This window comes from Oceanobacillus sp. CFH 90083, assembly GCF_009389585.1.
In the GTDB taxonomy this organism is placed as follows: domain Bacteria; phylum Bacillota; class Bacilli; order Bacillales; family Amphibacillaceae; genus Oceanobacillus.
This window is the reverse complement of sequence record NZ_VIYG01000009.1, coordinates 99,497-125,728: the sequence shown is the minus strand read 5'-3', so window position 1 is coordinate 125,728 and position 26,232 is coordinate 99,497. Positions and strand designations below refer to the sequence as shown.

The window sequence follows — 26,232 nt, the reverse complement described above, 5'->3', positions numbered from 1 at the left end:
AATAAAAAGACACCCAAACTGGATGCCTTAAAGTTTTACTATTCAATATCAACACTAACATCTGAACTCGTTATCTCCATGAAATCCTCACCTAAGATAACTAATCTAAATTCAAGATTTTCATTTAATTCTGGAAGTTCCTCGTCAAATGCCATGATTGAAAGTTCACCATTGGCTCTCTTTCCAGCTGCTACAGTTTGACTAAAGATTGCCATATCATCAGCCATAAGACCATCCAGTGATAATTCACGTGACTGTACTTCGATAGTTCCATCTGACTTGTTTTCAATCTCAAATGTAATGCTATGCTCATCGCCAAAGATATCATCCTGTTTTGTTTCAATTCCTGTTAATACTACTTTTGCAGTATCGTCATCCAGTAACACCTCATTATAAGCACTTGACTCACTTTCTACAGCTTCTTCTTCCTCAGTTCCTTCTTCTTCAGCCTCAGCTTCACCTTCAGCGCTTTCAGGCTCCTCATTTACATCAGCATCCTCTTGTGAAGACTGCGCCTCTTCCTCTGAACCAGTATTATCGGCTTCATCACCTTCTGTTTCTCCACATGCTGCCAATAAAACAAACAAACTAAATAATAACAAAAATAATACCTTTTTCAAATTGATCTCTCCTTTTATGTATATTCTAAGTAAATTTTACCACAAGACAAAGAAAAAGGGTAGCACTCCCTCTTAATAAGGAATGACAATTAATCAATAAGTGATAGGCAGTGCATGATTTTTCTATGCTCATACGCCTAATATACTACCCGATTAATAATTATTAATCTTACATATAGATATAGAATGTGTATTTAGGTATTTTGATGAAAAACCGATGCTGCTATAAAACAAATTTATGTATCCAGATCCATCTAATCTATCATTATTTTTTGACCATTAGATGAGCTCATTTATTCCATTTCCAGCATCCATTCTTTATAATAAGACCAATCATTAACTAATTCTTACCAGGGAGTGTCGTAAATTATGCAAAAATGGAAAGTCCTTGACAGCGAATATCTTTATAAAACAGCACACGGAAACCTGCGCAAAGATAAATGTCTGCTGGAAAATGATTTAGTCATCGAACAATATCATGTAAATGAATTTGCAGACTGGGTAAATGCTGTTGTTATGACAAAAAAACAGGAAGTGATCCTTGTTAAACAATATCGTCATGGCGGTAATGATTTTTTCTATGAGGTTCCTGCGGGGGTTGCAGAAGAAGGAGAATCTAATACACAGGCTATCAAAAGAGAGGTCTTAGAGGAAACTGGCTTTCAATCTGACACAGAGCCTATCTGGTTAGGAGAATTTTTTGTTAATCCTGCCACCCAAAATAATAAAGTGATCAGTTACTTCATTCCCGATGCTTATCCTGCTTCTGCTCAAAATTTAGATGCTACAGAAAACATCGAAGTGCATAAGATTCCAATCATTGAATTAGAAAAACGTATCAATAACGGAGAAATCCTGCAAATGTTTTCAAATTTTGCTTTCTTACTGGCTAAAAAGCATATCAACTAAAAAAGGTGCTGACTCCCGAATCCGGTGGAGTACAGCACCTTCTGTCATTTTATCAGCTTAAGCCCTGGCAGCATCTGCTTTTTCCATCCATTCTTTTCCTTCTATATGCCTTGCCACAACCATACTTGACACCGTATCACCTGTTGAATTGACCATGGTAGCAGGCGGATCAACAACAACTCCAATAGCTGTAATAATTGGCAGAGCTTCGATTGGGAACCCGTATAACGTGATAATCATTAATTCTCCTGTAAAGCCGCCGCCTGGAATTCCACTCATAACAATACCGGATAATAAACAAATACCAATGGCTGTTAAAAATGTATCAATCCCTGTGAAATCCTGATTAAACACCCCAAAGATAAAGGCGATCTTTAACATAGCTGATAAACAGGAACCATCCATGTGAATAGTTGCCCCAAGAGGCATAATCGTCTCGCGGATATCTTTCGGAACACCAATTCGTTCTGCTGCCTGTAAATTAACTGGAATAGTCGCTACACTGCTTCCTGTACCTAACGAGGTAGCAGCAGGTCCAAGTATATTCTTCCAAAAACGGCTGACTCCTTTTCTTCCTCCAGCAATGAATGCATACAAGGTAAAACCGATAGCAAAATATAATATAGACACTGGATAATAGACAATTACCGCTTTTGCATAATCACCAATCAGCGCTGTGCCAAACTCCCCTACTAAGGATGCAAAATATGCTCCCAATCCAATCGGTGCATAATACATAATAAGCTTGATCAGCTTCATAAATACATCAGACGCGCTGGTAAGAAACCTGGCAAAGGGTTTTCCCTTCTCTCTTGACAATCCTGTTGCGACACCAATCAGGATCGACATCACAATCAATGCCATCATATTATCTCTTGAAAACAGCTCCACAAAATCCGGAACAGTAAATGTATTGACTAATTGATCTGCCAGGCTTTGCTCTTCTACATTTTCAGGAGCACTTAACGGAATATCCACACCTGACCCCGGCTCAAAAATAACTACTGCAACAAGCATAAATACAGCTGCAATGACCCCAGTTATCATAAATACCGTAATCATGGAGCCCATAATTTTTCCGAGCCTTTTCATACTGTCCATGCTGGCGATAGCTGATGAAATAGAGAAAAATACAAGCGGGATAACAATCATAAATAATAAGTTAATAAATAAGTCCCCAAAGGGCTTTATTACGGTTGCATCTTCCCCAAAGATTAATCCGATGATTGCTCCAATTATAATAGAAGCTAAAAGAATAAGCGGAAATCGGTACGCTTTTAATTTCTCTGACATTTTATATTTCCTTTCTGTTTACAATATGAATTTAATAGAATCTATTTTATTTTACAGGAATGAGGGCTTGAAAGGAAGTTATTAAATATTCTTTCAATTCGCATTAAACTTTTATTAAATAACCAAGAATTTATTAGCTTGTTTTCTTGGCTATTTATCTGTATAATATGAATATATCTACATACGATTCCGTAGCTCAGCTGGGAGAGCGCTACCTTGACAGGGTAGAAGTCGTTGGTTCGAGTCCAATCGGAATCATTAATAAAGCAGTTTATAGAGAATAACTTCTCTATAATTGCATTAAGACACATTATTATGGATGTGTCTTTTTCGTTTTCGAAGATTTTTCATACGTGAGGAGTGAAATCTAGTGCAAACAATAAAATCAAAATTAGAAACATATATTAATAATCTGAAATTGTGGGACTTCTACGGAGTTATTCAAGTCATTAAAAATGATGAAACTCTTTTTGAAAACGCATACAGTTATTCAAATGTCGAATTTGGAATCAAAATGATATAAGTTCATGCTTCTCGATCATCTCTATGTCTAAAATTGAAAATCGTATAGGTGATTTAAGAAGCTTTCTTACGCTTAAACATATACCAGAATTATTCCAAATAACAACAGGTTCATAATTACCTTCACACCATTTCGTAACCCGAACTAAATACTGGCTTCATTATTTCATTTCATTCTATAATAAAATAAGCAACTAATTTTTATTTGAATTTCTGAATACTTTTACTTTTTCAGTTAGTAGGTGGATGCTTTGCGAAAAGTTTTTTCATATTTAGGTCCTTATAAATTCCCTTCCATTATCGCATTTTCGCTTATGCTGATCGAGCTGGCAGTAGAATTATTACTTCCCCTCTTCTTAGGATTAATGATTAATCAGGGAGTTGTAAATCAAGATATCCAGAATATTATGTTTTGGGGATCAATTATGGTTGGCTTGGCGCTAGCATCATTTCTTGTAGGTGTTCTAAATTCTTTTCTGTCCGCTCATGTCAGCTTTGCCTTTGCCTACGATTTACGGGAAGAATTATTTGCCAAGATTCAGCGTTTTACCTATGCAAAATTAAATAAATATCCGACATCTTCTCTGGTTACAAGATTTACAAATGATATTCGCCAGATTCAGAATACGGTTTTCATGATGCTTCGTATTATGGCAAAGGCTCCATTAATGGTACTTGGCGGTGTTATTATGGCATTTATCGTCAATACGCAGCTAGCACTTATCTTTTTAATTACTGTACCGCTTCTTGTTTTATTTCTTTTATGGGTATTAAAGGCTTCCAGCAAATTATTTAAGCAGGTTCAGAGTCATGTCGACAGTGTTAATCGGGTGATGCAGGAGAACCTCGCCGGCATGAGGCTTATCAAAGCCTTCACCCGTCGCCATACAGAAGAAAGTCGATTCGATACTGCCAATCAGACACTTGCTGTAACGACACGGAAAACCTTTCGAATCATTGAATCCACTGGACCAGTTTTATTATTTGTCATGAATATAAGTTTAATTTTTATTATTTGGTTTGGAAGTATTCAAACCGCTAATGGCCAAGCAAATATCGGAGAGGTTGTTACCATGATTAACTATGCGCTCCGTGTAGCAATGGCTATTTCGATGTTTTCCTTTATTATCATGGCACTTTCCAGAACAAAGGCATCGGCCGAACGAGTTAGTGAAGTACTTATCGAGGATGACGCTGAAGCGGAGGAAAAGGAGCAGACAGATCATTGTATATCTAAAGGCAAGATCGTATATCAAAATGTCTCCTTTCACTATCCGGACGCATTGAAAAAAACACTGTCCGATATTTCTTTTACAGTCAATGCTGGTGAACGCCTAGCGATTATTGGAGCAACCGGGTCCGGGAAAACGTCTTTATTCCAGCTAATACCCCGCCTTTATGAGCCTGCTGAGGGAAAAATATACGTAGATGACATACCTTTAGATGCTTATTCTTTTAAGGAATTAAGAAACAGTATCGGCTACGTTCCCCAGACACCGCTTTTATTTACCGGTTCTATTTTTGATAACATCGCTTTTGGAAAAAAAGATGCAACAATGGAAGAAGTCATACAAGCTGCCAAGGATGCTCAAATTCATGATACAATTCAACATCTTGAGCATCAATATGAGACAAAGGTCGGTCAAAAGGGAGTAAATCTCTCAGGCGGACAAAAACAGCGGATCTCTATTGCACGTGCACTTATTCGCAAACCGGAGATTTTAATGCTTGATGACAGCACAAGCGCTCTTGATTTAGCGACAGAAGCACGGTTCTTACAAGCACTGGATCATTATCAATGTACCGTGCTGCTGATTACACAAAAAATATCCACGGCCAAAACAGCCGATCGAATCGTGCTGCTGGATCAGGGAAAAATTCTGGACACCGGCACGCATACCGAATTGCTGTATCGTTCTCATTTATATCAGGCTATCACAGAATCACAGCAGGAAAAGGAGGTGCTCCATGCGAACTAATTCTTTAAAAGCGGCCTTTCAATATAAACGGATTGATTTATCGAATGTGGATACAGGCCATTCAAAAAAAGCGGAAAATATGGGAGCAACCTTAAAGCAAATTTGGAACTACTTAAAGCTGGAAAAAGGAAAATTATTTCTTGTTATTTTAATGGTTGTGATCAGCTCATTGTTTGCTCTTTTAGGTCCATTTCTGGTCGGGATGTCGATAGACCATTTTATTGCGATCCAGCAGCTAGATGGGCTTGGTCTTTTACTTTTGGGGCTGGTTATCGTTTACATTATTCATTCTCTGTCACTCTTTCTTCAAAATTATTGGATGGTCGATATTGCTCAGCAAGCTGTATATACACTGCGAAAAGATCTGTTTGAACAATTTCACCGGCTGCCTATCTCTTATTTTGATCAAAGACAGCACGGAGAGTTAATGAGCCGATTAACAAATGATATAGATAATATTAATAACACCTTGAACCAGTCGGTGATTCAAATTTTCGCCAGTGTACTGACCTTACTGGGAACTGTCAGTATGATGCTTTATCTGAGTCCCGTTTTAACGGTTGTAACGATGTCTATTATCCCTGTTATGTTTTTTGCGATGCGCTGGATCACAAGGAGAACCGGACCATTATATAAATTGCAGCAGCAGGACTTAGGTGATCTCAATGGCTATGTAGAAGAAATTGTTTCCGGTCAGCATGTTGTGAAGACATATTCACAGGAGGAATACGTAACCAGCCAGTTTGGGCAAAGAAATAAAGCGCTGCAAAAGACAGGCTTTTGGGCTTTAACCATCTCGGGATTTATCCCTAAAATCATGAATACATTGAACTTTTTAAGCTTTGCAATGATTGCCTTTGCCGGGGGTGTACTTGTTATCACCTCTGATGGGTCGCTGGTGACTGTTGGAACAATCGTTATTTTTACCGAATATGCACGACAATTTACCAGACCTTTAAATGAATTATCTAACCAATTTAACTTGTTATTATCTGCGGTCGCCGGTGCAGAAAGAGTATTTCAGGTCATGGATGAAACAGGAGAGGAAATCGATGAGAAGGATGCTGTGGAGCTGTCAGATACAAAAGGACATCTTGTGTTTAACCAAGTAAGCTTCGGGTATGAATCTGATAAAATCCTGGATAAAATCTGCTTTGAGGCAAGGCCTGGAGAAACCATTGCTTTTGTAGGTCATACCGGTGCCGGAAAAACGACTATCATAAATCTTATCTCCCGCTTTTATAATTATGACAGTGGTCAGATCACATTGGACGGGATCGATATAAAAAAAATAAAAAGAGCCAGTCTCCGTAAACATATGGCCTTTGTTTTACAGGACGCTTTCTTATTTCATGGAACCATTCGCGAAAATATCCGTTACGGCAGATTGGACGCAACAGACGAAGAAATAGAACAAGCAGCTAAAAATGCCAATGCCCATGACTTTATTTTGTCTTTACAGGATCAGTATGATACCATTTTGGATCAGACAGGGAGCGGCATCAGTCAAGGACAGAAGCAATTATTGACGATTGCACGTGCGTTATTAGCAGAACCGGCCATTTTAATACTTGATGAAGCTACCAGTAATATTGACACCATCACAGAATTGAAAATTCAAGAAGCATTAAAACGTCTGATGAAGGGACGCACAAGCTTTGTAATCGCCCATAGGCTAAATACGATCCGGAAAGCAGATGACATTATCATGCTGGAAAATGGCAGAATAATGGAACAAGGGAGCCACGAGAAGCTGATGAAGCAACAAGGGAAATATTATCATCTCTATCAGTAAAATAAGCTCTCAGGAATCAGAATTTTAAGGAGGTTTCAAGATGAACGTATGGTATGTCAGCTACGGCTTCAACCTTAGCCAAAAACGCTTTTCCTGTTATATTGAAGGCGGTATTCCTGAAGGCTCCGAAAAAGAGGAAAGAGGCTGTAAAAATACCGCACCACCAAAGAAGATAAAAAAAGCTATGCTCCCTTATCCTCTCTATTTTATGAAGGAAAAAAGTAAATGGGGCAAGGGCGGTGTTGCCTTTATAAGCCCTAGACAATGCAAGGATTCAAAGACATATGCGAGAAGATATCTGATTACGGATGAGCAATTCAGAGAGGTCGTGGAACAGGAAAATAATGCTGATTCTTTAAATATCAATGTGCATGATATTATCGATAAAGGCTATCTTGATGTAACAGAAGGCTGGTACGGAAGGATTCTTTACTTAGGGAAAGAGGAAGGAGCACCTATGTTTACTTTTACTAATCCCGATGCGATGGGAACGCATGCGTTCACCATCCCGCCCCCTGCTTATTTATCCATGATTTCTCACGGGTTAAAGGAAATCGGTCTTGCCAAAGAAGAAATTGCGAAATATTTGTTGACTAAACCCGGAATCGATGGGAAGTTTACAAAGGATTCGCTTTTTCGGTATATTTTCCGTTGATTATCATTTTTTCATAACACAAATCAGCATAATAGATGTTCTTGATAGCAAACATATACTGTAGGGATATTTTTTAATAGACATTAAAAAACAAGATTAATGATGGGCTTTTACATGTTTGGATAAGTTTTTCTTGAAATCAAAGCATTTCTTTAAAATTTATTTTTCAGAATGAGCAAAATGAGCTTCAAGTGACAGCACCATCATACAATGATAGACTGTTCCTATACGATTAATTATTATAAGAAAGTCTGAGGTGGGGAGCTTGCGCAGGAAAGGAAAAATGTTTGAAAAAGAAATAAACAGCTCCTTTTTAGGAGAAACGATGACATTACAGATTTATCATCCGGAAACCTTTTCCGAATTGTATAAATATGAAATCTGTATTATGCAGGATGGAAAAGATTACTTTCAGCTGGGGCGAATCGCTACATTAAGCGACAAGCTTCATGATGAAAAAGAAATGCATAATGTTGTTTTTGTGGGCATCCACTATAAAGATAAGTATGATCGGCGAAAAAAATATCATCCATCAGGAGAGCAAAATGAGGCATATACTCATTTTCTCGTACGTGAAGTTGTGCCTTATTTAGATGAATTAATCCCGACATACCATTTAGGAAAGTCACGTTCTATCATCGGTGATTCGCTGGCAGGAACACTGGCACTGATGACAGCAGTAAAATATCCGCACACATTTGGCAAGGTGGGCATACAATCTCCTTATGTTGATAACTCTGTATTGGCCAGTATAGAGCAGGCAAAGCCCTTGTCAACACTGGATATTTACCATACAATCGGGACAAAGGAAACGGACGTGCAAATGAGCGATGGGAACACAGCTGACTTTATAGAACCTAACCGCAAATTAAATCAGGCATTAGAAAAATCCGGAGCAACGTATACCTATCATGAATTAGAAGGTGGCATTCATACATGGAAATATTGGCAAAATGATATGCGCCGTTTACTCACAACTTTATTTGATTAAAATTTCTATTTTCATTTTCATTTGCTATACTTATGGAGATATAGCTTATATAACTAATTAAACATAAAACATGTATTAGGAGGTAGTATCAATGAAATACGGAATCGCTATTTTCCCGTCAAAAACTGTACAGGATCAAGCTAATGCATTAAGAAAGCGTTACGACCCAAGGTACGCTTTAATCCCTCCACATATTACATTAAAGTACCCGTTTGAAAAAAAACCTGAGCAGATAGATGAAGTAGTCCAGGAATTGCATAAAATTGCCGGCAGTGTAGACCCTTTTTATATTCATATCAACAAGGTCAGCACTTTTGAACCGGTAACTAATACCATTTATTTAAAAGTGGAGCCTATCGAACAATTAAAATTGCTTAATGAACAGCTGCACCAGGGCGTATTTGAAGATAATCAACAGCATTCTTTTGTACCGCATATCACCATTGCTCAGGACTTAGAGCATGATGAATTCTCTGATATTGTAGGGAGACTGAAAATGGAAGGCTTTGCAATCAAAGACTATATTGACCGCTTCCAGCTGTTATATGAATTAGATAATGGTTCCTGGACAGTGTATGAAACATTTTTATTAGGAAAGGAATAAATATACATGCTCGTAAAAATCGCAACTTCCCCAGAGGATTTACAAGCTGTATATCAAATTCGCCATGAGGTATTTGTAATAGAGCAAAGCGTGCCTTCTGAACTGGAAATGGATGAATTTGATAAGACAGCAACGCATTTTATTGTTTATGATGGGGAAACTCCAATTGCTGCCGCCCGACTTCGTTTTATGGATGGTTATGGTAAATTAGAGCGTATTTGCGTTCTAAAATCACAGCGCGGCAGATCTATTGGTAAAAAAATCATTCAAAAAATGGAACAGGAAATTATACACCAGGATCTGCATCAAGCAAAACTGAATGCACAGACACATGCGCAAGACTTTTATCAAAAACTGGGCTATCAAGTTATATCTGGAGAATTTATGGATGCAGGCATCCCACATGTAACAATGGTTAAAAATTTATAATTTCATGGAGGGCTCTTATCTTTTAGTGATAAGAGTCTTTTTTTCACGAATTTTTTATCCGCTCCTGCACACAATATAAAATACTGTGAAAAGATAAAGGAGCGTATCATATGTCCAGTTATCTAAGTATGTTTGTAGAAGTTATCTTTGGGTTTGTTGCTTTATTTATCATTACAAAAATATTAGGAAAAACACAAATTTCGCAAATCACTCCATTTGATTTTATTTCCGCCTTACTGTTAGGAGAATTAGTTGGGAATGCTTTATTCGACCCCAATGCTGGAATACCAGAAATAGCATTTGTTATCGTTCTTTACGGTATTCTTATGTATACCATTGAAATTATTTCACAAAAATTTAAGCGAACCAGACATATGCTTGAAGGAAGCCCGACCATTGTCATTCATCGCGGCAAGCTGGTCCGGGATATGATGAAAAAAACCAAGCTGGATATTAACCAATTGCAGCATCTGTTAAGGGAAAAGAATGTATTTTCTATCAGTGAGGTTGAATTTGGCGTCTTAGAAGCGAATGGAACGGTATCTGTTCTAAAAAAAACAGACTATCAGACACCTACACGCAAAGACTTAAAATTATCTCCAAAAGAAGTAGCATTACCAACCATGCTTATTAATGACGGGGAGATTATTAAAGATAATTTGGAGGAGAAAAACCTTCCTGTATCCTGGCTGGAGGAGTCGATTCGTGAGCAGGGCTACAAGGACATTTCAGAAGTGTTTTATGCGGAATATACGAAAGGAAACCCATTGTATATTCTCCCCTTCTTTAATCGGGAGCACAAAAAATATACTGATTTTGATTAAACCGCTTCCTCTTCTATAAAGAAAGCTTGGCAAGCCAAGCCTGAAGAGCGCAGGATTGTTCGCCTTCGTTGGGACGCCGGGACTGGGACCGCGATTACTCGCCCCGATGAAAACATTTGTGATGACGCACCCCTTAGAAAGTCTTGCACATATACTTTATCCCTGAGACTCTTTATACTTTCTTGACATGAAAGAAGCATTCCTTTTATAAACAGCGGAATGCTTCTATACATACTGATTAATATATCTTCCCTTTCCAATAATGAAGGAGGAATCTAATGGCAGATCTAACGGCTTTTGAGGTTCAGGCCTATTGCGGTAATACCTTTCATAGGTTGCACTTAATTCCTGATGCCTCCGCTCCAGCTGAACTTTAAAAGAAGCTTCGATCTGATGACTTCTTTTCTGTGCCGGCTGTATTCTTTGATGATAATCCACATACTGCGAATTCTGTACCGGAATAATATAACCCATCTCCCTCACCTCCTAATATATTCAACTGTATATACCCCATCTTCCAACCTATGAAACCGCTTTATTGAAATATTATATACACTTTTTTTTATCTTGTATAGTCAAAATAATCTTTTTTATTAAAGTAGCCATTCATCTTAGCTACACTCGCCCACACCAACACAATAAAGACACATATCCTATAAGGAAAGAAAATTCAAATTGTGAAAGGAGCAATTTCTCATGGGTTGTGGAAAAAATTACGATACTGGAAGTTGTGTTGCAGATATTTTAAAAGACATTGTTGATGCTCAAAATGACATTGTAGAAAATTGCTGTGATACGAGCTGTGAACAATCAATCAACGACCTCTTATGCAAAAATGAAGTATGTAATGACTTTGACACCGTACCGATTATTTTATACTGTAATGACTGCAAGCCTTTTAAAGGATTTGGCGCAACAAAAGACCATCACCATAAAATGAATCCAATTTTATCAAGTTTTATCTTTCGAGTAAAAAAAGTAGATAAAAACAATTGTGCTATTCTCGAATTATTACTAAGCGATGGAGAAAACTGTAACTTTGATCATATGAAAGACCCAACTGATCAAAATACAGAGGACTTGGAAGCAACAGGTATTTGTATCTCCGCAGACTTAAACTGCTTTTGTCATGTTACCTGCTTACCAGCAATCAAAGCATTTCATTAAAATACCTTTTCATTGGATGAAAGAGACACCATTCAGGAGCTTCCTCCTGAATGGTGTCTCTTAAAATCCTAATAACTGAATATTTTCGATATCTTTTAAGGCAATTTCTATCCGGTTTTTTCGATTATTTAATTGAAAAGAAAGCGTGTCTGCCTTCCTTTCACGAATCAATCCTCGATATTTCTTTTCGGAAGCAGTGATTACTTCACATTTTAGCGGAGGAGCAAATTCTGATCGATTGGTTAAATAATCTACCTTTTCGATAACCGTCATTTCCATAAACTTCTTTTTACTGGAACGCGCTCCAGGAGCCCGGGAATGATCGTCAAATAGATCCTTCCTATCTTTTGGCCGCCCTCTGTTTTTATCTGAGGCTTGTTGTAAATCCTTTTGTTTTGTTTTTCTATAATCACCAACATAATTCTCCTGCATTGGAGCTCTAGATTCCTGCAGCTGAGGCTGGCTGATGTAAAGCAAAGGACCCTGCGCTTTATTTTTATTCGTCATCGGTCATTTACACCCCTTCTTGGCTTATCTTGTATAGTGTATGAACCTAGAATTTGTTTTGTGTCAAAGAATACCTGTCTCTTCCTATCTAAAAAGGACTGCCCCAGATTGAGACAATCCTTTGATTAAATTAAATAGCTCATAAACGCAGTAGCCATTCCGAAGTAAATTAATGTAGAGATAAGGTCATTAATCGTTGTGATAAAAGGTCCAGATGCTACTGCCGGATCGATATTTAAGCGATTCATCAGCATGGGGATAAGAGCACCTGCTAATGTAGCTACAATCAATGAACCCATAATAGATAATCCTACAAGGATACCTAAATACAGGCTGCCCTGCCATATAAAAATAATGAAAATAAGAATGACGCCGCAGATTACTCCATTAATCAATCCTGTTAATGCTTCTCTTCCTAAGAGCTTCCACTTGCCAGTATCATTAAATTCTCCTGTGGCCATTCCCCGTACAGATACTGCCAGTGCTTGTGTGCCAGAATTCCCGGCCATACCGGCAATCAGGGGGATAAAAGCAGCTAAAACAGCAACCTGATCTAATGTTTCCTCAAAGCTGGCAATTAATGTTGCTGTCAGCATTCCAAGAAATAGCAGGATAACCAGCCAGGGAAGTCTTTTTCTGGCAGAACGGATAGCTGTATCGTCTTTAATATCGGTATTCGACATTGCCGCTAATTTGGAATAGTCCTCACTAGCCTCTTCTTCCATAACGTCTAAAATATCATCAACCGTAATAATACCTAAAAGATGGTCTTGAAAATCAACGACCGGAAGTGCGAGAAAATCATAATCTCTAAACATCTGCGCAACTTCCTCCTGATCTTTTGCAACAGATACAGCGACAACTTTCGTACTCATAACTTCTTTAATCAGCATATCATTATCTGCAATAATTAAATCCCGGATAGATAAGACACCAACTAAACGTTTATCATTATCAAGGACAAACAAATAGTAAATGGTCTCTGCATCAGGTGCTTCTTTCTTCAGCTGACTCATTGTCTCTGCAACAGTTTGATTTTCAAAAAGCACAACATATTCTGTGGTCATGATACTACCAGCGGTTTTCTCTTCATAATGAAGAAGCTGTTTAATATCGTCAGCTGATTCCTTGTCCATGATCGTTAGATAGCTTACTACTTTTTCTTTATCCAGCTCATTTAAAATATCTACTGCATCATCGACAGGCATTTCACCAAAAATCATCGCAGCATATCTCGGATCCATCTCCTCAAAAAACTCAACGACATCATCAAAATCAATATTAATTAACATCTCTGACATTTCTTCAGGAGATAAATACGTGTATATCTGCGCCCTTCTTTCCTTATCCTGCTGCTGGAAAAATACTGCCTGATCATATGGATGAATTTCCAGAAATTCTGTTCGAAATTCCTCCATATTTTCACTTTCTAATGCTTCTCGAACTTTATCAATATGTTCTTGAAATTGTTCTTCATATTGAACATCATATTGATCCTTTTTCATAGCAGCTCCTCCTTTCTTTCCACTGATTTTCTTATTCTTACACATCCTTCCCTATTTTACAAGATGCAAAACAAATAGCAAGTCCCAGCCAATACTTACATTACACTTTGTAAAAATAGTTAGCATTTTTCCTTTCATAAAACAATATCCATTATAAGCTACAAGACTATCAGCATGTAATATCAGAAAATTATACACTCCTGCTCTAATCTTACGCTCTCCAGGAAAAGTTATTTCCCGCCACTTTTTTATACAATATATTTTTTTGTCAAATATATTGCATATTGACTTATTTTTTCTTAAAACAAAATATAAACATTTAATTTACAGATATATTCGTATGACAGCCTTCCTCTGCTACGGTTAATGCTTTACCGCTTGAATGCATCTTATAAGAAAAGGTATTCTGATTATAATAAGGAATAACTACAACGAAGGAGGCTGCCTATGCATTTTGATATTATTGGCGATGTACATGGCTGTATAGATGAATTAAACGAGCTGATTCAAAAGCTCGGCTACATGAAACAGCAAGGAAGCTACACAGCTCCTGCTGATCATAAACTTGTTTTTCTCGGAGATATTACAGATCGCGGACCAAATTCAATGGCCGTGATCAAGCTTGTTTATCAGCTTGTTGCAGAGCAGAAGATAGCTTTCTATATTCCTGGCAACCATTGTAATAAGCTCTACCGCTACTTCCTGGGAAATAACGTACAACAAAAATATGGCTTAGAAACAACTGTGGCAGAATGGAAAAATTTACAGACACAGCAGCAAAGTCAAATAAAAGAAAAATTTATGTATTTATATGAAACAGCACCTTTATACTTCCATTTTAAAGAGGAGAACTTAGTCATTGCACATGCAGGGATCAAGGAAAATTTAATCGGGGCAGCATCGGAGCGGGTCAAATCATTTGTACTTTACGGCGATACGACTGGTCAGACGGATGAACAGGGACGCCCAATCAGACGGGACTGGGCAAAAAAATATCAGGGAAAAGCCTGGGTTATCTACGGACATACACCTGTTTTAGAGCCCAGAATTGTACACCGCACCATCAATATTGATACGGGCTGTGTCTTTGGAAATAAACTAACAGCTCTGCAATTCCCTGACCTGACCTTTGTTTCCGTTTTATCCAAACAGCCTTTTTCGCCTGATCGCTTCACAAGCTTCGATTCCGATTAACGGAGAGAAGCCAGACATTTCTGCATATCGGAAGGCAGTTCACGCTTGAGTTTTATTTTTCTTTTTTGAAAAGGATGCTGCCATTCGATATAGGCACAATGCAAGGCCTGCCGGGAAATCATCGTTTGCTCTCCGCCATATAAATCATCTCCTAAGAGCGGGTGGCCGATATTGCTAAAATGCACACGTATTTGATGGGTCCGTCCTGTTTCCAATTCGATGTGCAGGAAAGAAGCAGAAGAAAAAGAAGCAGCTGTTTTATAATGGGTTACTGCTCTTTGTCCAGCAGACCAGTTTACTTCTCTCTCAATTATAGATGGCGGCTTTCTGCTAATTGGTGCTGAAATTGTCCCTTCCGCCTGCTCCAGCACTCCTGTCACCAGCGCTTCATACATACGATGAATGCTGTTTTGCTTTTGCTGTTCAGCTAACAGAGAATGAACATAGCGATGCTTGGCCACTAAGACAAGCCCAGACGTATCTGCATCCAGCCTTGTCACAATATGGATGGTTGCAGGATGATTTTTTTGCTGATAATACCATGCAATCCCGTTCGCTAATGTATACACGCGATCTGTCATGGATGGCATCGAAGCTTGTCCTGCCGGTTTATTTATAACCAGATGGTCTTCATCTTCATAAATAATATCTAAATCCATTTTTGTCGGCACGATATTACTTGGTGCCTCTTCAGGAAAAATCACGGTTACTTCATGACCCGGCTCTAATGTTTCTGATACATAGCAGGGATGATTATCAATCAGGATACTGCCACCATCTTGTTTTATGGCCGTTAATAATCTTCTTGAAAAGCCCTGCTTCTTTTGTAAGAAATCCTTGACGGTAAGCCGGGAATGATTTTGATCAATTACCCAGCTTTTTTGAATGCTTACCATCACTCAATTTGACTCCGTAACAAAAGAATCTCTCACACGATGCCAGAAAGGAAATTGTCTGAAGCGAGCAAAGCGGATCTTTTCCTTGGCAACACGACATTGGATCGATTTTACTTCGTGATAATTTTTTGTGAAGTGATCAATCTGAATTAAGAAGGAATTATCAACCATCGGCTTCAGAAAACAGGTATGATGCTTCGGCAGAACCAGCGGCGATCCAATTGTACGGAAAACACGATTATTAATCGATGCATTCTCTGTTATCTGAATTGCCTCCAGGGACGGGTGTATAATTGCTCCCCCGAGCGCTTTATTATATGCGGTACTTCCGGATGGCGTAGATATACATATCCCGTCACCACGGAATGTTTCAAAATGCTCGCCCTTTAATTCCACATCTAAGACAACAGATGAGCCATCTGCTGTTTTAATCATTGCTTCATTTAAAGCAAGATGCCTATCTTCTTTTTTACCTAAATCATCCCGGATAATGACTTCCATTAATGGATATTCCACCGTTTGGAATGGTGTCCTGGCAATCTCAATCAATAGCTTTTCCACTTCTTCCTGTGTCCAATCCGTATAAAACCCTAAATGCCCGGTATGCACACCGATAAAAGCTGTGTCCTTTAATCGATGGGTATAGCGATGGAAAGCTTCTAAAAATGTCCCGTCACCACCAACAGAAATGACTAAATCAGGCTCTTCTTTATGATACTCCAATCCGAAGGACTCCAGATATTGCCGCATCATGATTTTGATTTTATTTGATCTCTTGTCTCCTCTTGAAACAATTTTAAATTTCATTACATATTCCCATCCTTTACCTATGATTTGCGATGAAAAACACGTTGAGCTTCATGGATTTCGCTTCTGATTTTAGACATTTCTTCATCAAGTTTAAATGCAGCCTCGGCAGCTTTTTGCAGACGCAGCTTCACCTCTGAAGGCAGATTTCCATCATACTTATAATTTAAAGAATGCTCATTGGTCGCCCAGAAATTCATCGCAAGTGTACGTATTTGAACTTCAGCTAAGACAATTAATCTCCCTGTCACCGTTTCCACTGGATATTCAATAATCATATGATAAGATCTGTAGCCGCTATCTTTTTTATGAAAGACATAATCTTTCTCTTCAATAATTTGAAAATCATTGCGTTTCCTGAGCATTTCGACAATGGGGTAAATATCATCAACAAATTGACAAACAACTCTTATCCCCGCTATATCCTGTAATTTATCTAAATTCTCAAGAGGAATTTGCCGTTCACGCGCCTTTTCGATAATGCTTGGTATTGGTTTTACTCTCCCTGTGACAAATTCAATTGGTGAATTGCTGAATTCTCTCTGATATTCCGAGCGAATCCCTTTTAACTTTACTTTTAATTCTTCCACTGCCTGTTTATATGGCGCTAACGTTTTACCCCAGTCCATCGAACATCACCCTATATGTAAACTAATATTATTATTTTTATTTTATCACAGAGTAGCATTAGTACAAAGGAAAGAGAGGCTTAAAAAAAGCAGAAAGGAACTGGATGTTTTCAGATCAACCATACTTACTTATATATGAAGTTGAAATCATAAAGTACACTTTCTTGTTATCATAATAAAAATGCATAGCTGATGATCATATACCATAACTAGCGACGCTTTTGCCGGGACAAGTAATCGCAGCAGCCCCAGAAGAAAAACACAGAGACTCCCCCATGGGAGAGCGCAGAAACGGAAAAAAGAAGTCCGGTTACGTTCGCTAAGAGTTCCCCATGAAACCTGTTGGAGCGGTAGCTTAAAATCTTTCAACTGAAATAGTTATTTTTTGCAATGCTTCTTCATACAAGCCATAATAGAGGTAATCTAATTTTAGAACTGGAGATTTATGAATGAGCCAAGAAGTAGAAATTGAATTTAAAAACCTGTTAACCACCGAGGAATATGATCGATTAGCTGAAGATTTATTTTCTCAGGCAAAAGTCATAGAGCAAATAAATTATTATTTTGAAACACCTTCCTTTGGTTTAAAAAGAAATCACGCTGCGCTGCGAATACGGAAAAAGAACGAAACATATACTTTAACATTAAAAGAACCGCATCCTGATGGGTTGTTAGAAACACATGACAGGCTGACAGAAGATGAATTCCTGTCTTGGACCTCCGGCATACCGACAGAAGCTCCAAATGTTTCAAAACAGCTGAAGCAAATGGCTATTGACATATCATCTCTCACCTATGTTGGAAGGATGACTACGTTCCGAAAAGAAATTCCTTATCAGGGTACATTAATTGTTTTAGATAAAAGTATTTACTTAGATACCGAAGATGCTGAATTAGAGCTAGAAGCCGTTTCAAAGGATGATGGAGAAAAAGTATTCCGAAGTTTATTAGCAAACTATCAAATTCCTTTCCGGGAAACCCCTGCTAAAATAGCACGCTTTTTTCATCAAAAACAACGAACATCTTGATAGAATTTAGTTGCTTTGTAAATTTATTTTAAATTTGTAATAACAAACGGAGCACCCTGCTTCTGTTACGGTACAGATTATTTGATGAAGTGACCCTATATTGCTACAATACTAGTACAAGGAGCAGTTGATATGAAACAGAATAATACAGAAACAGTATATAGTGGAATTGGCGGTTATGAAAAGATAGAACAGATTGTGGAAACATTCTATGGCTATGTAAAAGAGCACCCTGTCTTAATACCGCTATTCCCGGATGATTTAACAGAAACAATGCATAAACAGACACTATTTCTAACGCAGTTTTTTGGCGGTCCAAGACTGTACGAAGCAGAACGCGGGCACCCTATGTTAAGAAGAAGACATCTTCCCTTCCCAATAACACCAAGTGCTAGAGATGCATGGTTAGCTTGTATGGACAAAGCATTAATAGAAAATCAAGTAGAAGAACCCTATTATACAGAAATGATTGAGCGAATGACATTGACTGCAAATCATATGATGAATACCCCAGAATCTTAGAAAGGAGCATTCAAAATGAATGGGAATCAACTAGAACTTTCATCTTCTAATCAAATAGATTCTTCTTTTAACTACATGAAATACGTCCAAAAGCCTATTGAAATGTATGTTTTTATTGATCCATTATGTTCTGAATGCTGGGCATTAGAACCTTATCTAAAAAAATTATATGTTGAATATGGCCGTTTTTTTACGATTAAGCATGTAATCAGCGGACAGCTGACTGCATTAAATCCAAATGGGTTAAATAAAAGAAAACAGAAAAAACAGCCAGGCGGGGTTTGTTTTCCTAATGACCATGAAGACCTTGACTATCCCTGGGTTCCTGCTCTGGCCATTAAAGCTGCTGAATTACAAGGAAAAAAAGCTGCCAAGCAATTTATCCGAAAAATTCAGGAGACTTTGTTTTTTGATAAACAAAACATCTGCAATGAGGATGTCCTGTTAGATTGTGCATTTGAGGCAGCTTTAGATGTGGAAGAATTTCAAAAAGATTTATTTTCTGATACCGCCAAACGTGCACTGCAATGTGATTTAAGACTTGCTTGTGAAATGGAAGTTGATTATACACCTACTATTGTTTTATTTAACCAGGAAGTAGAGGACGAGGGTGTGAAGCTTTCCGGGCTTCACCCGTATGATATCTATGAGTTTGTATTAAAAGAAATTTTACAGCGTACACCAATTCCATCTGTAAAACCATCTTTAATTGATTATTTACAGCTACAGCAGACTGTAGGCACAAAGGAATTGTCTGTTATCTATGATTGGTCCATCGATAAAACGGAAAAAGAACTTAAAAAACTTCAATTCCAGCAAATCGTTGAAAAAGTAACAGAAAAAAATGAGTCTTATTGGAGGTATCTCGGTACGGTATAAAACAAATCATTTCCTTATCGTTTTATCACAGTGTAATTGACTGTAAGACTCCCGCTTCAAAAATGAAAAAATGAAATTTCTAAGTACGGGTCATTCAGCCAACAAGGAACTTAACCGGTTTTTGCCTGCACTCCAGCAGGTTGAAAAGAATACCCACCGAACGATGCTTCACTTAATCTCTCTTGAAAATGCAAAATATAAAGCAAAAAAAGATACACGGGGCAGCGTGTATCTTTTTTTCCGACTTTGTATAATTACAAAGGGGGATGGGAGAAAGTTTCATGATCAAACAAAAGGGGTATTTGTTTGTAATCAACTTACAACTATATTTTATCAAGTTATTTTCAAGTTTTCAACAACTATGTGCATTTTTTCACAAAATAGTCACTTCTAGTTTTATTTATACAACGAAATTTTAATCATCAGGAGCTTTCCTGGCGGTTAAAAGTCTGCATTACACATCTCTCATGAAATGTGTCAGGGCTGCGCTGACGATTACCCGGCTAACCGAAAACCATTATGACTGCTCACCCTTTGCAGTACGTAACAATATGATGGGATCCGATAAATCTTTTTATTCGGATTTTGAACTCCCCCTTCTAGAAGAAACAACTCGGACATATAATACAGTACAAATCATTTTTATCATAAAGGAGGAGTTCAACCTATGCGGCGTAATTATTTCCCTCTCCTATTCGTGCTACTGGTTATTCTCGCCTTTTTCTTCAATTTATTAGGATTTATGAACATGATACCTGTCTATATAACACTCCCCTTATTACTCGCATCCATCTACTGCATGCTTTCTTCCATTGCTTATCAAGGAACAAAAGGATTCCGGCGTTAAAAACACAATGAAAACGGCCAGGCAGGTGCCTGGCCGTTTTTTATATTTACTTTTCTAGCAGTTGTTCCATCTCTGTCAATTTTTCTTCAAAAACATCCAATGCATCTAAAATGGCTTGTTTTTGTGTCATATCTACGCCAGCTTTTTTCAATACATCGATAGGGTCCTCACTGCTGCCTGATTTCAAGAAACCGACATATCGCTCTACAGCCCCTTCTTCTCCATCTAAAATTTGTTTTGATAATGCTGTTGCTGCAGAATAGCCGGTAGCATATTGATATACATAATAATTCATGTAAAAGTGAGGGATCCGGGCCCATTCCAAACCAATTTTTTCATCACTGACAACATCTTCACCATAATATTTTTTGTTTAGATCATAATAGACTTCTGTCAGCTTATCTGCCGTTAATGCTTCCCCATTTTGAGCCAATACATGAATTTCATGCTCGAATTCCGCAAACATCGTTTGACGGAATACTGTACCACGGAAGCCTTCTAAAAAGTGATTTAAAATATAAAGCTTTTCTTTTTCATCATCAAGATGCTTTAATAAATAATCATTTAATAAGGCTTCATTTGTCGTTGAAGCAACTTCTGCCACGAAAATAGAATAATTTCCATAGCGGAATGGCTGATATTTTCTGGAATAGTAGCTGTGTACAGAATGACCAAGCTCATGCGCCAGCGTAAATGTATTGTTGACATCGTCCTGCCAGTTCAGCAAAATGTATGGATTTGTTCCATAAGTTCCGGATGAATAGGCACCGCTTCTCTTTCCTTTGTTTTCCTCTACATCAATCCAGCGCTTATCGAATGCTTCTTCTAAAATCCCTGCATAGTCATCACCTAAAGGCTTCAAACCTTCCAAAACATATCTTTTCGCTTCGTCGTAAGTAACAGGCATCTTTACATCCTTTACAAGCGGCGTATATAAATCATACATATGCAGTTCATCTACACCTAAGATTTTCTTTCTTAATTTTGCATAGCGGTGCAATAAGGATAATTTTTCATTTACTGCCTCAACTAGATTATCATATACTTCTTCAGGAATATGATTATTATCTAAGGCTGCCTGACGGGCACTTTCATAATTCCGAACTTTTGCATTAAAATTATGTGATTTTATTTCCCCGCTTAATGTGGAGGCAAATGTATTTTTAAATGATCCATACGTATCATACATCGCATTAAAAGCCTGCTTCCGTACGTTACGGTCTGATGATTCTAAAAAAGTAGAATATCTGCCATGCGTCAGCTCTACTTCTTCTCCATCTTCATTTGTAATGGATGGAAAAGTTAAATCCGCATTATTCAGCATGCTGAATGTTTGTGAAATAGCTCCGATCGGCTCATCTGCCTCTGCAAGCAAAACCTCTTCCTTTTCGCTCAGTACATGAGGGCGACTGCGGTTAATATCATCTAAAACTTTTTTATACATCTGAAGCTCTTTATTTTCTGCTATAAATTGCTGAAGCTGTTCTTCTGGGATTTCCAAAATCTCCGGTACAAGGAAGCTAAACTGACTGGACGCAGCAGTCAGCAGATTTTCTGCTTGTGCATTTAACCCTTGGTAAAAGGAATTCGTCGTATCCTGATCGGTACGCAAATGTCCATAGACATACAGCTTACCAAGACGTTCTGATAATTTATCTTGCAGTTGTAACGCTTCCAGTAAAGTATCAGAGGAATTGCCCAGTTTACCTTTGTACGCTGCCAATTTTGAAATATCATTTTTTAAGCTTTGAAATTCTTCCTTCCACTTGTCATCCGTCTCAAAAATATCCTCTAAACGCCAGGTTAATTCTTCAGGTATCTCGTCACGCTTTGGTAATTGCTTTGTTGCTTTTGCCATACGGTTATTGCCTCCCTTTTTACAAATCAACAGTACTTTCTAACTCTTCCGGTGTAAATGTATTAAAGACATACTGTTTTTATGCTTCTTAATTAGTATAACGAAATAAGGGTTATTCATGCTCGTATTTTGCTTTTTTTACTGTAAAAAATTGATTGAAAAAAGATTGATCTCCCAGGAATGCTTGTTCCTGGGAAGGGTAGTAAATGATTTCCTGATTGGTTCGGAGAATAGAAGTGGATTGTATCTCAATATAACCCGATTGATGGAGCAGCAGGAGATAAATATCCAATCCGGCAGAAAAATCCATAGTGCTCTTGCTATAAAAGGAATCGAGCATTTTCTTTAATTGGGCAATATCTATTCTGTCGCCTGTTTTTAAATTAGCTAAACAAGAGACATACAGCTCTGTTTGCCATTTATAAAAAGGGATAGAAACTGCAGCCTGATAAGGAATCGGTAAAAAGCAGATGCTTGGCAAGTGTTGGAACAAATAACCTTTTTGATACAGCCATCTCCGTAATTTATATATTGTTCCATAAGAGCCTTCTACCTTATTACGAAGACGATGCACTTCTTTTAACCAAATTTCCGAAAAGCTGCTGGGGACTTTTTCTTTTTGAAAGAGATGCTTGAAATGCAATTTAGAAAGTGGATATACCAATTGTTTGGCAAAAACCTTTGAAGCTTGAAGCGGATATAAATGATGAAGAATGGCCATTTCTGATAGAAAGGGATCATAGAAGAACAGTTGTGGATAGTCCTTTCGCGGAGAAGAACAAATAAATGTATCTAAAAAATGGTTCGTTTGAAAAGTATAAGGCCCCTTTTGTTTTAAATATTTTGCTCCCAGAATCCAAATCGAATCTATCCCTAAAGATTTGTAGCCTTGTGTACGGCGAAAGATCTCTTCTTGTGATATTCTGGCGCATTGAAATTCGATAGCGAGCTTCTTTTGTCCAATCCGGATAAAAATATCAGCTCTTTGTAAAATTTCAGGAAAATACACCTCTAATTCTGTTTGCATATTAAAGTGTGATAACCACTTAAATAATTGCAGCTTTCCCCTTTCATGATAGGCCCCTTCTCCGCCCGCTGAAAGGAAGCACTCTGTATGCGGTAAATGTGCAAAATGTGGTATTACTCTATCACCAGACCGGATAATTACTCTCTCCTTACAAGCCGGACAGTAAAATAGATCTTTATTCTGTTTCCAGCCCGCAATCTGTTCTTGTGAATGACGAAACAGGAAAACAGATTCCCCTGCTTTACTCACAGCACACTGCACCCTTTATCACCTCCCATACTATATATTTCGACACCATTCTGTCTTTTCCTGCAAAAAATAAAGTGAAACTTCATACATCGGGGGCTTTTCATTCGGACGGAATACTCGCTCAGTTAATACATTGTATTTGTTATATTTCCCCTTTTAAAACATGCAAAAAACCTACAACAAATCGTATCACAGGATTTCTTGTAGGTTTTATGTTAAACATCTTTTGGAAAATATTTACGAACTTGTTTAAACGTATCGACTTCCATAATTTTCTTTCCATACTCTTCCAGCAAATGAACGGAAATCGACGAATCAGATGCATATTCCAACACTTGACTGATAACATCTTCCTGACGATGTTCATCTAATACATCGTAGGAGAATTCCATATATAAATAGTAATTACCTTTATAAGAATATAAAGTCTCTTCTCCAAAATCATCCAGATCATGCAGTTGATGACTAAGCTGAATGAGATTTTCAAATTCATCAAACTCCACGATAATCCACAAATTCTCTTCCATCAGTTCAGCCTTTTCATCTTCGCTATCCTTTTTATCGTCTCCAAATTTCTCATCTAAAATATTTTCAAGCTGTTCATCTACTGGCAAATCAATATTTCCATCCTCGGTTTCCAGTTCCAAATGCTCGCCGTTTTTGGAGACCTTCGCTTTCGTAACAACAATTTCCAAACCTTTTTCCATTGCTTGAACCTGTATCCAAAGCGGACCTTCCGGATTAAAGTCTTCACGATAATTGACTTCATCCATCATCTGCCAAAATAATTGCTCACTTCTTTCTCGATTGTACCAGATTTCTTCTTTTTCAAAGCCTAATTCCTCTATATCAACATAAGAAATATAAAATTTAATCGTATTTTCATTAATTCTTTCTATCTCCATTGTAAGCTCCCCCTTCTCATTAAGATAGAATGATCTTCTGCACATTTATTCTGCACAATGCATGAGCTTGAGCCGACAGCATATAATCAATATCTATATATTTAGATGTACCCAAATCAGTATCATCCTAATCATGAACCTTATTTATCAAGTTTCGCTTGATTACATTGTATGCAAAAATACAATCTCCAAGAAATGAATATGCCTAGTTCTCATCAATTTTCTGAAAAAATAAAGGTGACTCCTTTGATTACTCTCAGTCAAATACGAATGTATTTATACATTTTATTTAGTTAGTTATTCTAACGCATTTCAAGTGTTTTGTCATTTATCAGAGCTTATTTTCACTTTTTACCATAAAAGAAAGGCGCAGAGAGCATCTGCACCTTTACTAAGCTTATTTTTATTAATTAACCATCCGTTGTGCTTCACGTAATTGGAATGTTCTAACGGTCCTGGGCAGGAAACGACGAATCTCATCTTCGTTATACCCAACCTGTAATCGTTTTTCATCTAAAATAATAGGACGACGCAATAAACCGGGATTATCCTGAATTAAATTAAATAAATCTTTCATTGGCAGCTGATCAATATTTACATTCAACTTTTGAAAAACCTTCGATCTAGTAGAAATAATCTCATCTGTTCCATCCTCTGTCATACGCAATATTTCTTTAATTTCATCAAGAGATAAAGGTTCAGAAAAGATATTACGCTCTGTAAAAGGAATATTATGCTCTTCCAGCCATGCTTTTGCTTTTCTACATGAAGTACAGCTTGGTGAGGTATAAAGTGTTACCATGAAACTTCACTCCTCAATCTATTTTATATTTTCAACATCCTACCTGACTTTATTAAATAATAATAAGTCTAATCTATTTATATGTACTTATTATACACTAAATATCTAATAAAAGGTAGGGGTTGTGAGAAAATGATTTATTTAATTTAACTTAACACTTCTCATGTTTTTAAGATTCCCTTAACCAATTGATAATAAACATATTTTTAAAATAAATTTACCTGCGTGCTTTCTAAACACAAAATACACGCATCCAATCGCATCTTAATTTTAATTGTTTGTCTGTCCGCAGATATGGATTTCTTGAAAGCGTTTCATTCAAAATTTTCTAAAAAAAGACTTGCAATTCCCTGAAAACAGCATTATGATAATAAACATAACTTTACATGTAAGGTTATGTAACATCAAATGTATGAAGGAGGGAATATCCATTGAAAAAGGTTGAAGCAATTATACGGCCAGAGAAGTTTCAAGATTTACGTGAAAAATTAGCAGCTATCGGCTTTGATGGATTAACAGTTACGGAGGTAGCTGGAACTGGAAAACAAAAAGGAAAGGTAGGCGTTTACCGCTCCACTGAATTTAAAGTGACCTTACTTTCCAAGTTAAAGATTGAATTAGTTGTTTCGGATGAGCGAGTAGATGATATCATCAAGCATATTGTTGACGCATGTAAAACGGATCAAATTGGCGATGGAAAAATTTTCATATCTTCCATCGAACAGGTTATTCGAATACGAACTGGCGAAAGCGGGATAAAAGCAATTTATTAACGGGGGAGGAAATCAA

The 26,232-nt window shown here is 37.4% G+C and carries 27 protein-coding genes and 1 tRNA gene; 16 read left to right on the top strand and 12 right to left on the bottom strand.

Annotated features, from left to right (window positions below; translation table 11 throughout):
• Positions 1 to 38: 38 nt before the first annotated feature.
• Positions 39 to 620, bottom strand: coding sequence for a hypothetical protein (locus tag FLK20_RS14590; RefSeq protein ID WP_152657329.1), 582 nt, complete (start codon positions 618 to 620; stop codon positions 39 to 41).
• Positions 621 to 989: 369 nt separating this feature from the next.
• Here FLK20_RS14590 and FLK20_RS14585 point away from each other — a divergent pair, with 369 nt between their 5' ends.
• Positions 990 to 1,529 carry an NUDIX hydrolase gene (locus FLK20_RS14585; protein WP_152657328.1) on the top strand — a complete coding sequence of 180 codons (540 nt, stop codon included), beginning with the start codon at positions 990 to 992 and terminating at the stop codon, positions 1,527 to 1,529.
• Between the two features lie 57 nt (positions 1,530 to 1,586).
• Here FLK20_RS14585 and FLK20_RS14580 read toward each other — a convergent pair whose 3' ends face one another.
• On the bottom strand, positions 1,587 to 2,822 hold the full coding sequence (locus FLK20_RS14580) for a dicarboxylate/amino acid:cation symporter (protein WP_152657327.1): 1,236 nt from the start codon (positions 2,820 to 2,822) through the stop codon (positions 1,587 to 1,589).
• Positions 2,823 to 3,007: 185 nt separating this feature from the next.
• On the opposite strand from FLK20_RS14580, the gene FLK20_RS14575 reads away from it, so the two are divergent.
• The 8 genes from FLK20_RS14575 to FLK20_RS14535 all read left to right on the top strand — a co-directional run bounded on the left by FLK20_RS14575 (position 3,008) and on the right by FLK20_RS14535 (position 10,621).
• Positions 3,008 to 3,080, top strand: a tRNA-Val gene (locus FLK20_RS14575).
• Between the two features lie 515 nt (positions 3,081 to 3,595).
• On the top strand, positions 3,596 to 5,323 hold the full coding sequence (locus FLK20_RS14565) for an ABC transporter ATP-binding protein (protein ID WP_152657326.1): 1,728 nt from the start codon (positions 3,596 to 3,598) through the stop codon (positions 5,321 to 5,323).
• Positions 5,313 to 7,118, top strand: coding sequence for an ABC transporter ATP-binding protein (locus tag FLK20_RS14560; RefSeq protein WP_152657325.1), 1,806 nt, complete (start codon positions 5,313 to 5,315; stop codon positions 7,116 to 7,118). Before FLK20_RS14565 ends, FLK20_RS14560 begins: the two co-directional genes overlap by 11 nt.
• Positions 7,119 to 7,158: 40 nt before the next feature.
• Positions 7,159 to 7,773 carry a hypothetical protein gene (locus tag FLK20_RS14555; RefSeq protein WP_152657324.1) on the top strand — a complete coding sequence of 205 codons (615 nt, stop codon included), beginning with the start codon at positions 7,159 to 7,161 and terminating at the stop codon, positions 7,771 to 7,773.
• 265 nt (positions 7,774 to 8,038) lie between these two features.
• Positions 8,039 to 8,764 (top strand): alpha/beta hydrolase, encoded by a 726-nt coding sequence (locus tag FLK20_RS14550; RefSeq protein WP_152657323.1) that lies wholly within the window; start codon positions 8,039 to 8,041, stop codon positions 8,762 to 8,764.
• Between the two features lie 91 nt (positions 8,765 to 8,855).
• The gene (locus tag FLK20_RS14545) at positions 8,856 to 9,368 is read left to right on the top strand and encodes a YjcG family protein (protein WP_152657322.1); all 513 of its coding nucleotides are present in this window, start codon (positions 8,856 to 8,858) and stop codon (positions 9,366 to 9,368) included.
• A gap of 6 nt (positions 9,369 to 9,374) precedes the next feature.
• Entirely contained in the window at positions 9,375 to 9,797 is a 423-nt protein-coding gene (locus FLK20_RS14540; protein WP_152657321.1) for a GNAT family N-acetyltransferase, read from the top strand.
• A 110-nt stretch (positions 9,798 to 9,907) separates the two neighbouring features.
• Positions 9,908 to 10,621: a YetF domain-containing protein gene (locus tag FLK20_RS14535; protein ID WP_152657320.1), complete on the top strand. Its 714-nt coding sequence runs from the start codon at positions 9,908 to 9,910 to the stop codon at positions 10,619 to 10,621.
• A 225-nt stretch (positions 10,622 to 10,846) separates the two neighbouring features.
• Here FLK20_RS14535 and FLK20_RS14530 read toward each other — a convergent pair whose 3' ends face one another.
• Positions 10,847 to 11,095 (bottom strand): hypothetical protein, encoded by a 249-nt coding sequence (locus FLK20_RS14530; protein WP_152657319.1) that lies wholly within the window; start codon positions 11,093 to 11,095, stop codon positions 10,847 to 10,849.
• A 222-nt stretch (positions 11,096 to 11,317) separates the two neighbouring features.
• Between FLK20_RS14530 and FLK20_RS14525 the strand changes: the two genes are divergently transcribed.
• Positions 11,318 to 11,788, top strand: a complete 471-nt coding sequence (locus tag FLK20_RS14525; protein ID WP_152657318.1) for a CotY/CotZ family spore coat protein — start codon at positions 11,318 to 11,320, stop codon at positions 11,786 to 11,788.
• 60 nt (positions 11,789 to 11,848) lie between these two features.
• On the opposite strand, the gene FLK20_RS14520 is transcribed toward FLK20_RS14525, so the two are convergent.
• A complete protein-coding gene (locus FLK20_RS14520; protein WP_152657317.1) occupies positions 11,849 to 12,295 on the bottom strand; it encodes a CotO family spore coat protein in 447 nt (148 codons plus the stop codon).
• 125 nt (positions 12,296 to 12,420) lie between these two features.
• Positions 12,421 to 13,800 (bottom strand): magnesium transporter, encoded by a 1,380-nt coding sequence (mgtE, locus tag FLK20_RS14515; protein WP_152657316.1) that lies wholly within the window; start codon positions 13,798 to 13,800, stop codon positions 12,421 to 12,423.
• A 447-nt stretch (positions 13,801 to 14,247) separates the two neighbouring features.
• Here mgtE and prpE point away from each other — a divergent pair, with 447 nt between their 5' ends.
• Positions 14,248 to 14,994: a bis(5'-nucleosyl)-tetraphosphatase PrpE gene (prpE, locus tag FLK20_RS14510; RefSeq protein WP_152657315.1), complete on the top strand. Its 747-nt coding sequence runs from the start codon at positions 14,248 to 14,250 to the stop codon at positions 14,992 to 14,994.
• On the opposite strand, the gene FLK20_RS14505 is transcribed toward prpE, so the two are convergent.
• The 3 genes from FLK20_RS14505 to yjbM are packed head-to-tail and all read right to left on the bottom strand — an operon-like array spanning position 14,991 to position 17,326.
• Positions 14,991 to 15,890 carry an RluA family pseudouridine synthase gene (locus FLK20_RS14505; RefSeq protein ID WP_152657378.1) on the bottom strand — a complete coding sequence of 300 codons (900 nt, stop codon included), beginning with the start codon at positions 15,888 to 15,890 and terminating at the stop codon, positions 14,991 to 14,993. The genes prpE and FLK20_RS14505 overlap by 4 nt on opposite strands.
• 3 nt (positions 15,891 to 15,893) lie before the next feature.
• Complete coding sequence (locus tag FLK20_RS14500; RefSeq protein ID WP_152657314.1) at positions 15,894 to 16,697, bottom strand: NAD kinase; 804 nt, start codon at positions 16,695 to 16,697, stop codon at positions 15,894 to 15,896.
• A gap of 20 nt (positions 16,698 to 16,717) precedes the next feature.
• Entirely contained in the window at positions 16,718 to 17,326 is a 609-nt protein-coding gene (gene yjbM, locus FLK20_RS14495; protein ID WP_152657313.1) for a GTP diphosphokinase, read from the bottom strand.
• A 449-nt stretch (positions 17,327 to 17,775) separates the two neighbouring features.
• Here yjbM and FLK20_RS14490 point away from each other — a divergent pair, with 449 nt between their 5' ends.
• From FLK20_RS14490 to FLK20_RS14475, 4 genes are all read left to right on the top strand, one after another.
• Positions 17,776 to 18,354 (top strand): CYTH domain-containing protein, encoded by a 579-nt coding sequence (locus tag FLK20_RS14490; RefSeq protein WP_152657312.1) that lies wholly within the window; start codon positions 17,776 to 17,778, stop codon positions 18,352 to 18,354.
• Between the two features lie 132 nt (positions 18,355 to 18,486).
• The gene (locus FLK20_RS14485; protein ID WP_152657311.1) at positions 18,487 to 18,876 is read left to right on the top strand and encodes a globin domain-containing protein; all 390 of its coding nucleotides are present in this window, start codon (positions 18,487 to 18,489) and stop codon (positions 18,874 to 18,876) included.
• A gap of 15 nt (positions 18,877 to 18,891) precedes the next feature.
• On the top strand, positions 18,892 to 19,755 hold the full coding sequence (locus FLK20_RS14480; protein ID WP_152657310.1) for a ClpXP adapter SpxH family protein: 864 nt from the start codon (positions 18,892 to 18,894) through the stop codon (positions 19,753 to 19,755).
• A gap of 667 nt (positions 19,756 to 20,422) precedes the next feature.
• On the top strand, positions 20,423 to 20,602 hold the full coding sequence (locus tag FLK20_RS14475) for a hypothetical protein (RefSeq protein WP_152657309.1): 180 nt from the start codon (positions 20,423 to 20,425) through the stop codon (positions 20,600 to 20,602).
• Positions 20,603 to 20,648: 46 nt separating this feature from the next.
• On the opposite strand, the gene pepF is transcribed toward FLK20_RS14475, so the two are convergent.
• From pepF to spxA, 4 genes are all read right to left on the bottom strand, one after another.
• Positions 20,649 to 22,460, bottom strand: coding sequence for an oligoendopeptidase F (pepF, locus tag FLK20_RS14470; RefSeq protein ID WP_152657308.1), 1,812 nt, complete (start codon positions 22,458 to 22,460; stop codon positions 20,649 to 20,651).
• Between the two features lie 112 nt (positions 22,461 to 22,572).
• Entirely contained in the window at positions 22,573 to 23,736 is a 1,164-nt protein-coding gene (locus FLK20_RS14465; RefSeq protein WP_194165634.1) for a competence protein CoiA family protein, read from the bottom strand.
• 215 nt (positions 23,737 to 23,951) lie between these two features.
• Positions 23,952 to 24,641, bottom strand: a complete 690-nt coding sequence (gene mecA / locus FLK20_RS14460) for an adaptor protein MecA (protein ID WP_152657306.1) — start codon at positions 24,639 to 24,641, stop codon at positions 23,952 to 23,954.
• 406 nt (positions 24,642 to 25,047) lie between these two features.
• Positions 25,048 to 25,443 carry a transcriptional regulator SpxA gene (gene spxA, locus FLK20_RS14455; RefSeq protein WP_040979700.1) on the bottom strand — a complete coding sequence of 132 codons (396 nt, stop codon included), beginning with the start codon at positions 25,441 to 25,443 and terminating at the stop codon, positions 25,048 to 25,050.
• Positions 25,444 to 25,874: 431 nt separating this feature from the next.
• On the opposite strand from spxA, the gene FLK20_RS14450 reads away from it, so the two are divergent.
• Positions 25,875 to 26,216, top strand: a complete 342-nt coding sequence (locus FLK20_RS14450; RefSeq protein WP_152657305.1) for a P-II family nitrogen regulator — start codon at positions 25,875 to 25,877, stop codon at positions 26,214 to 26,216.
• Positions 26,217 to 26,232 lie beyond the last annotated feature (16 nt).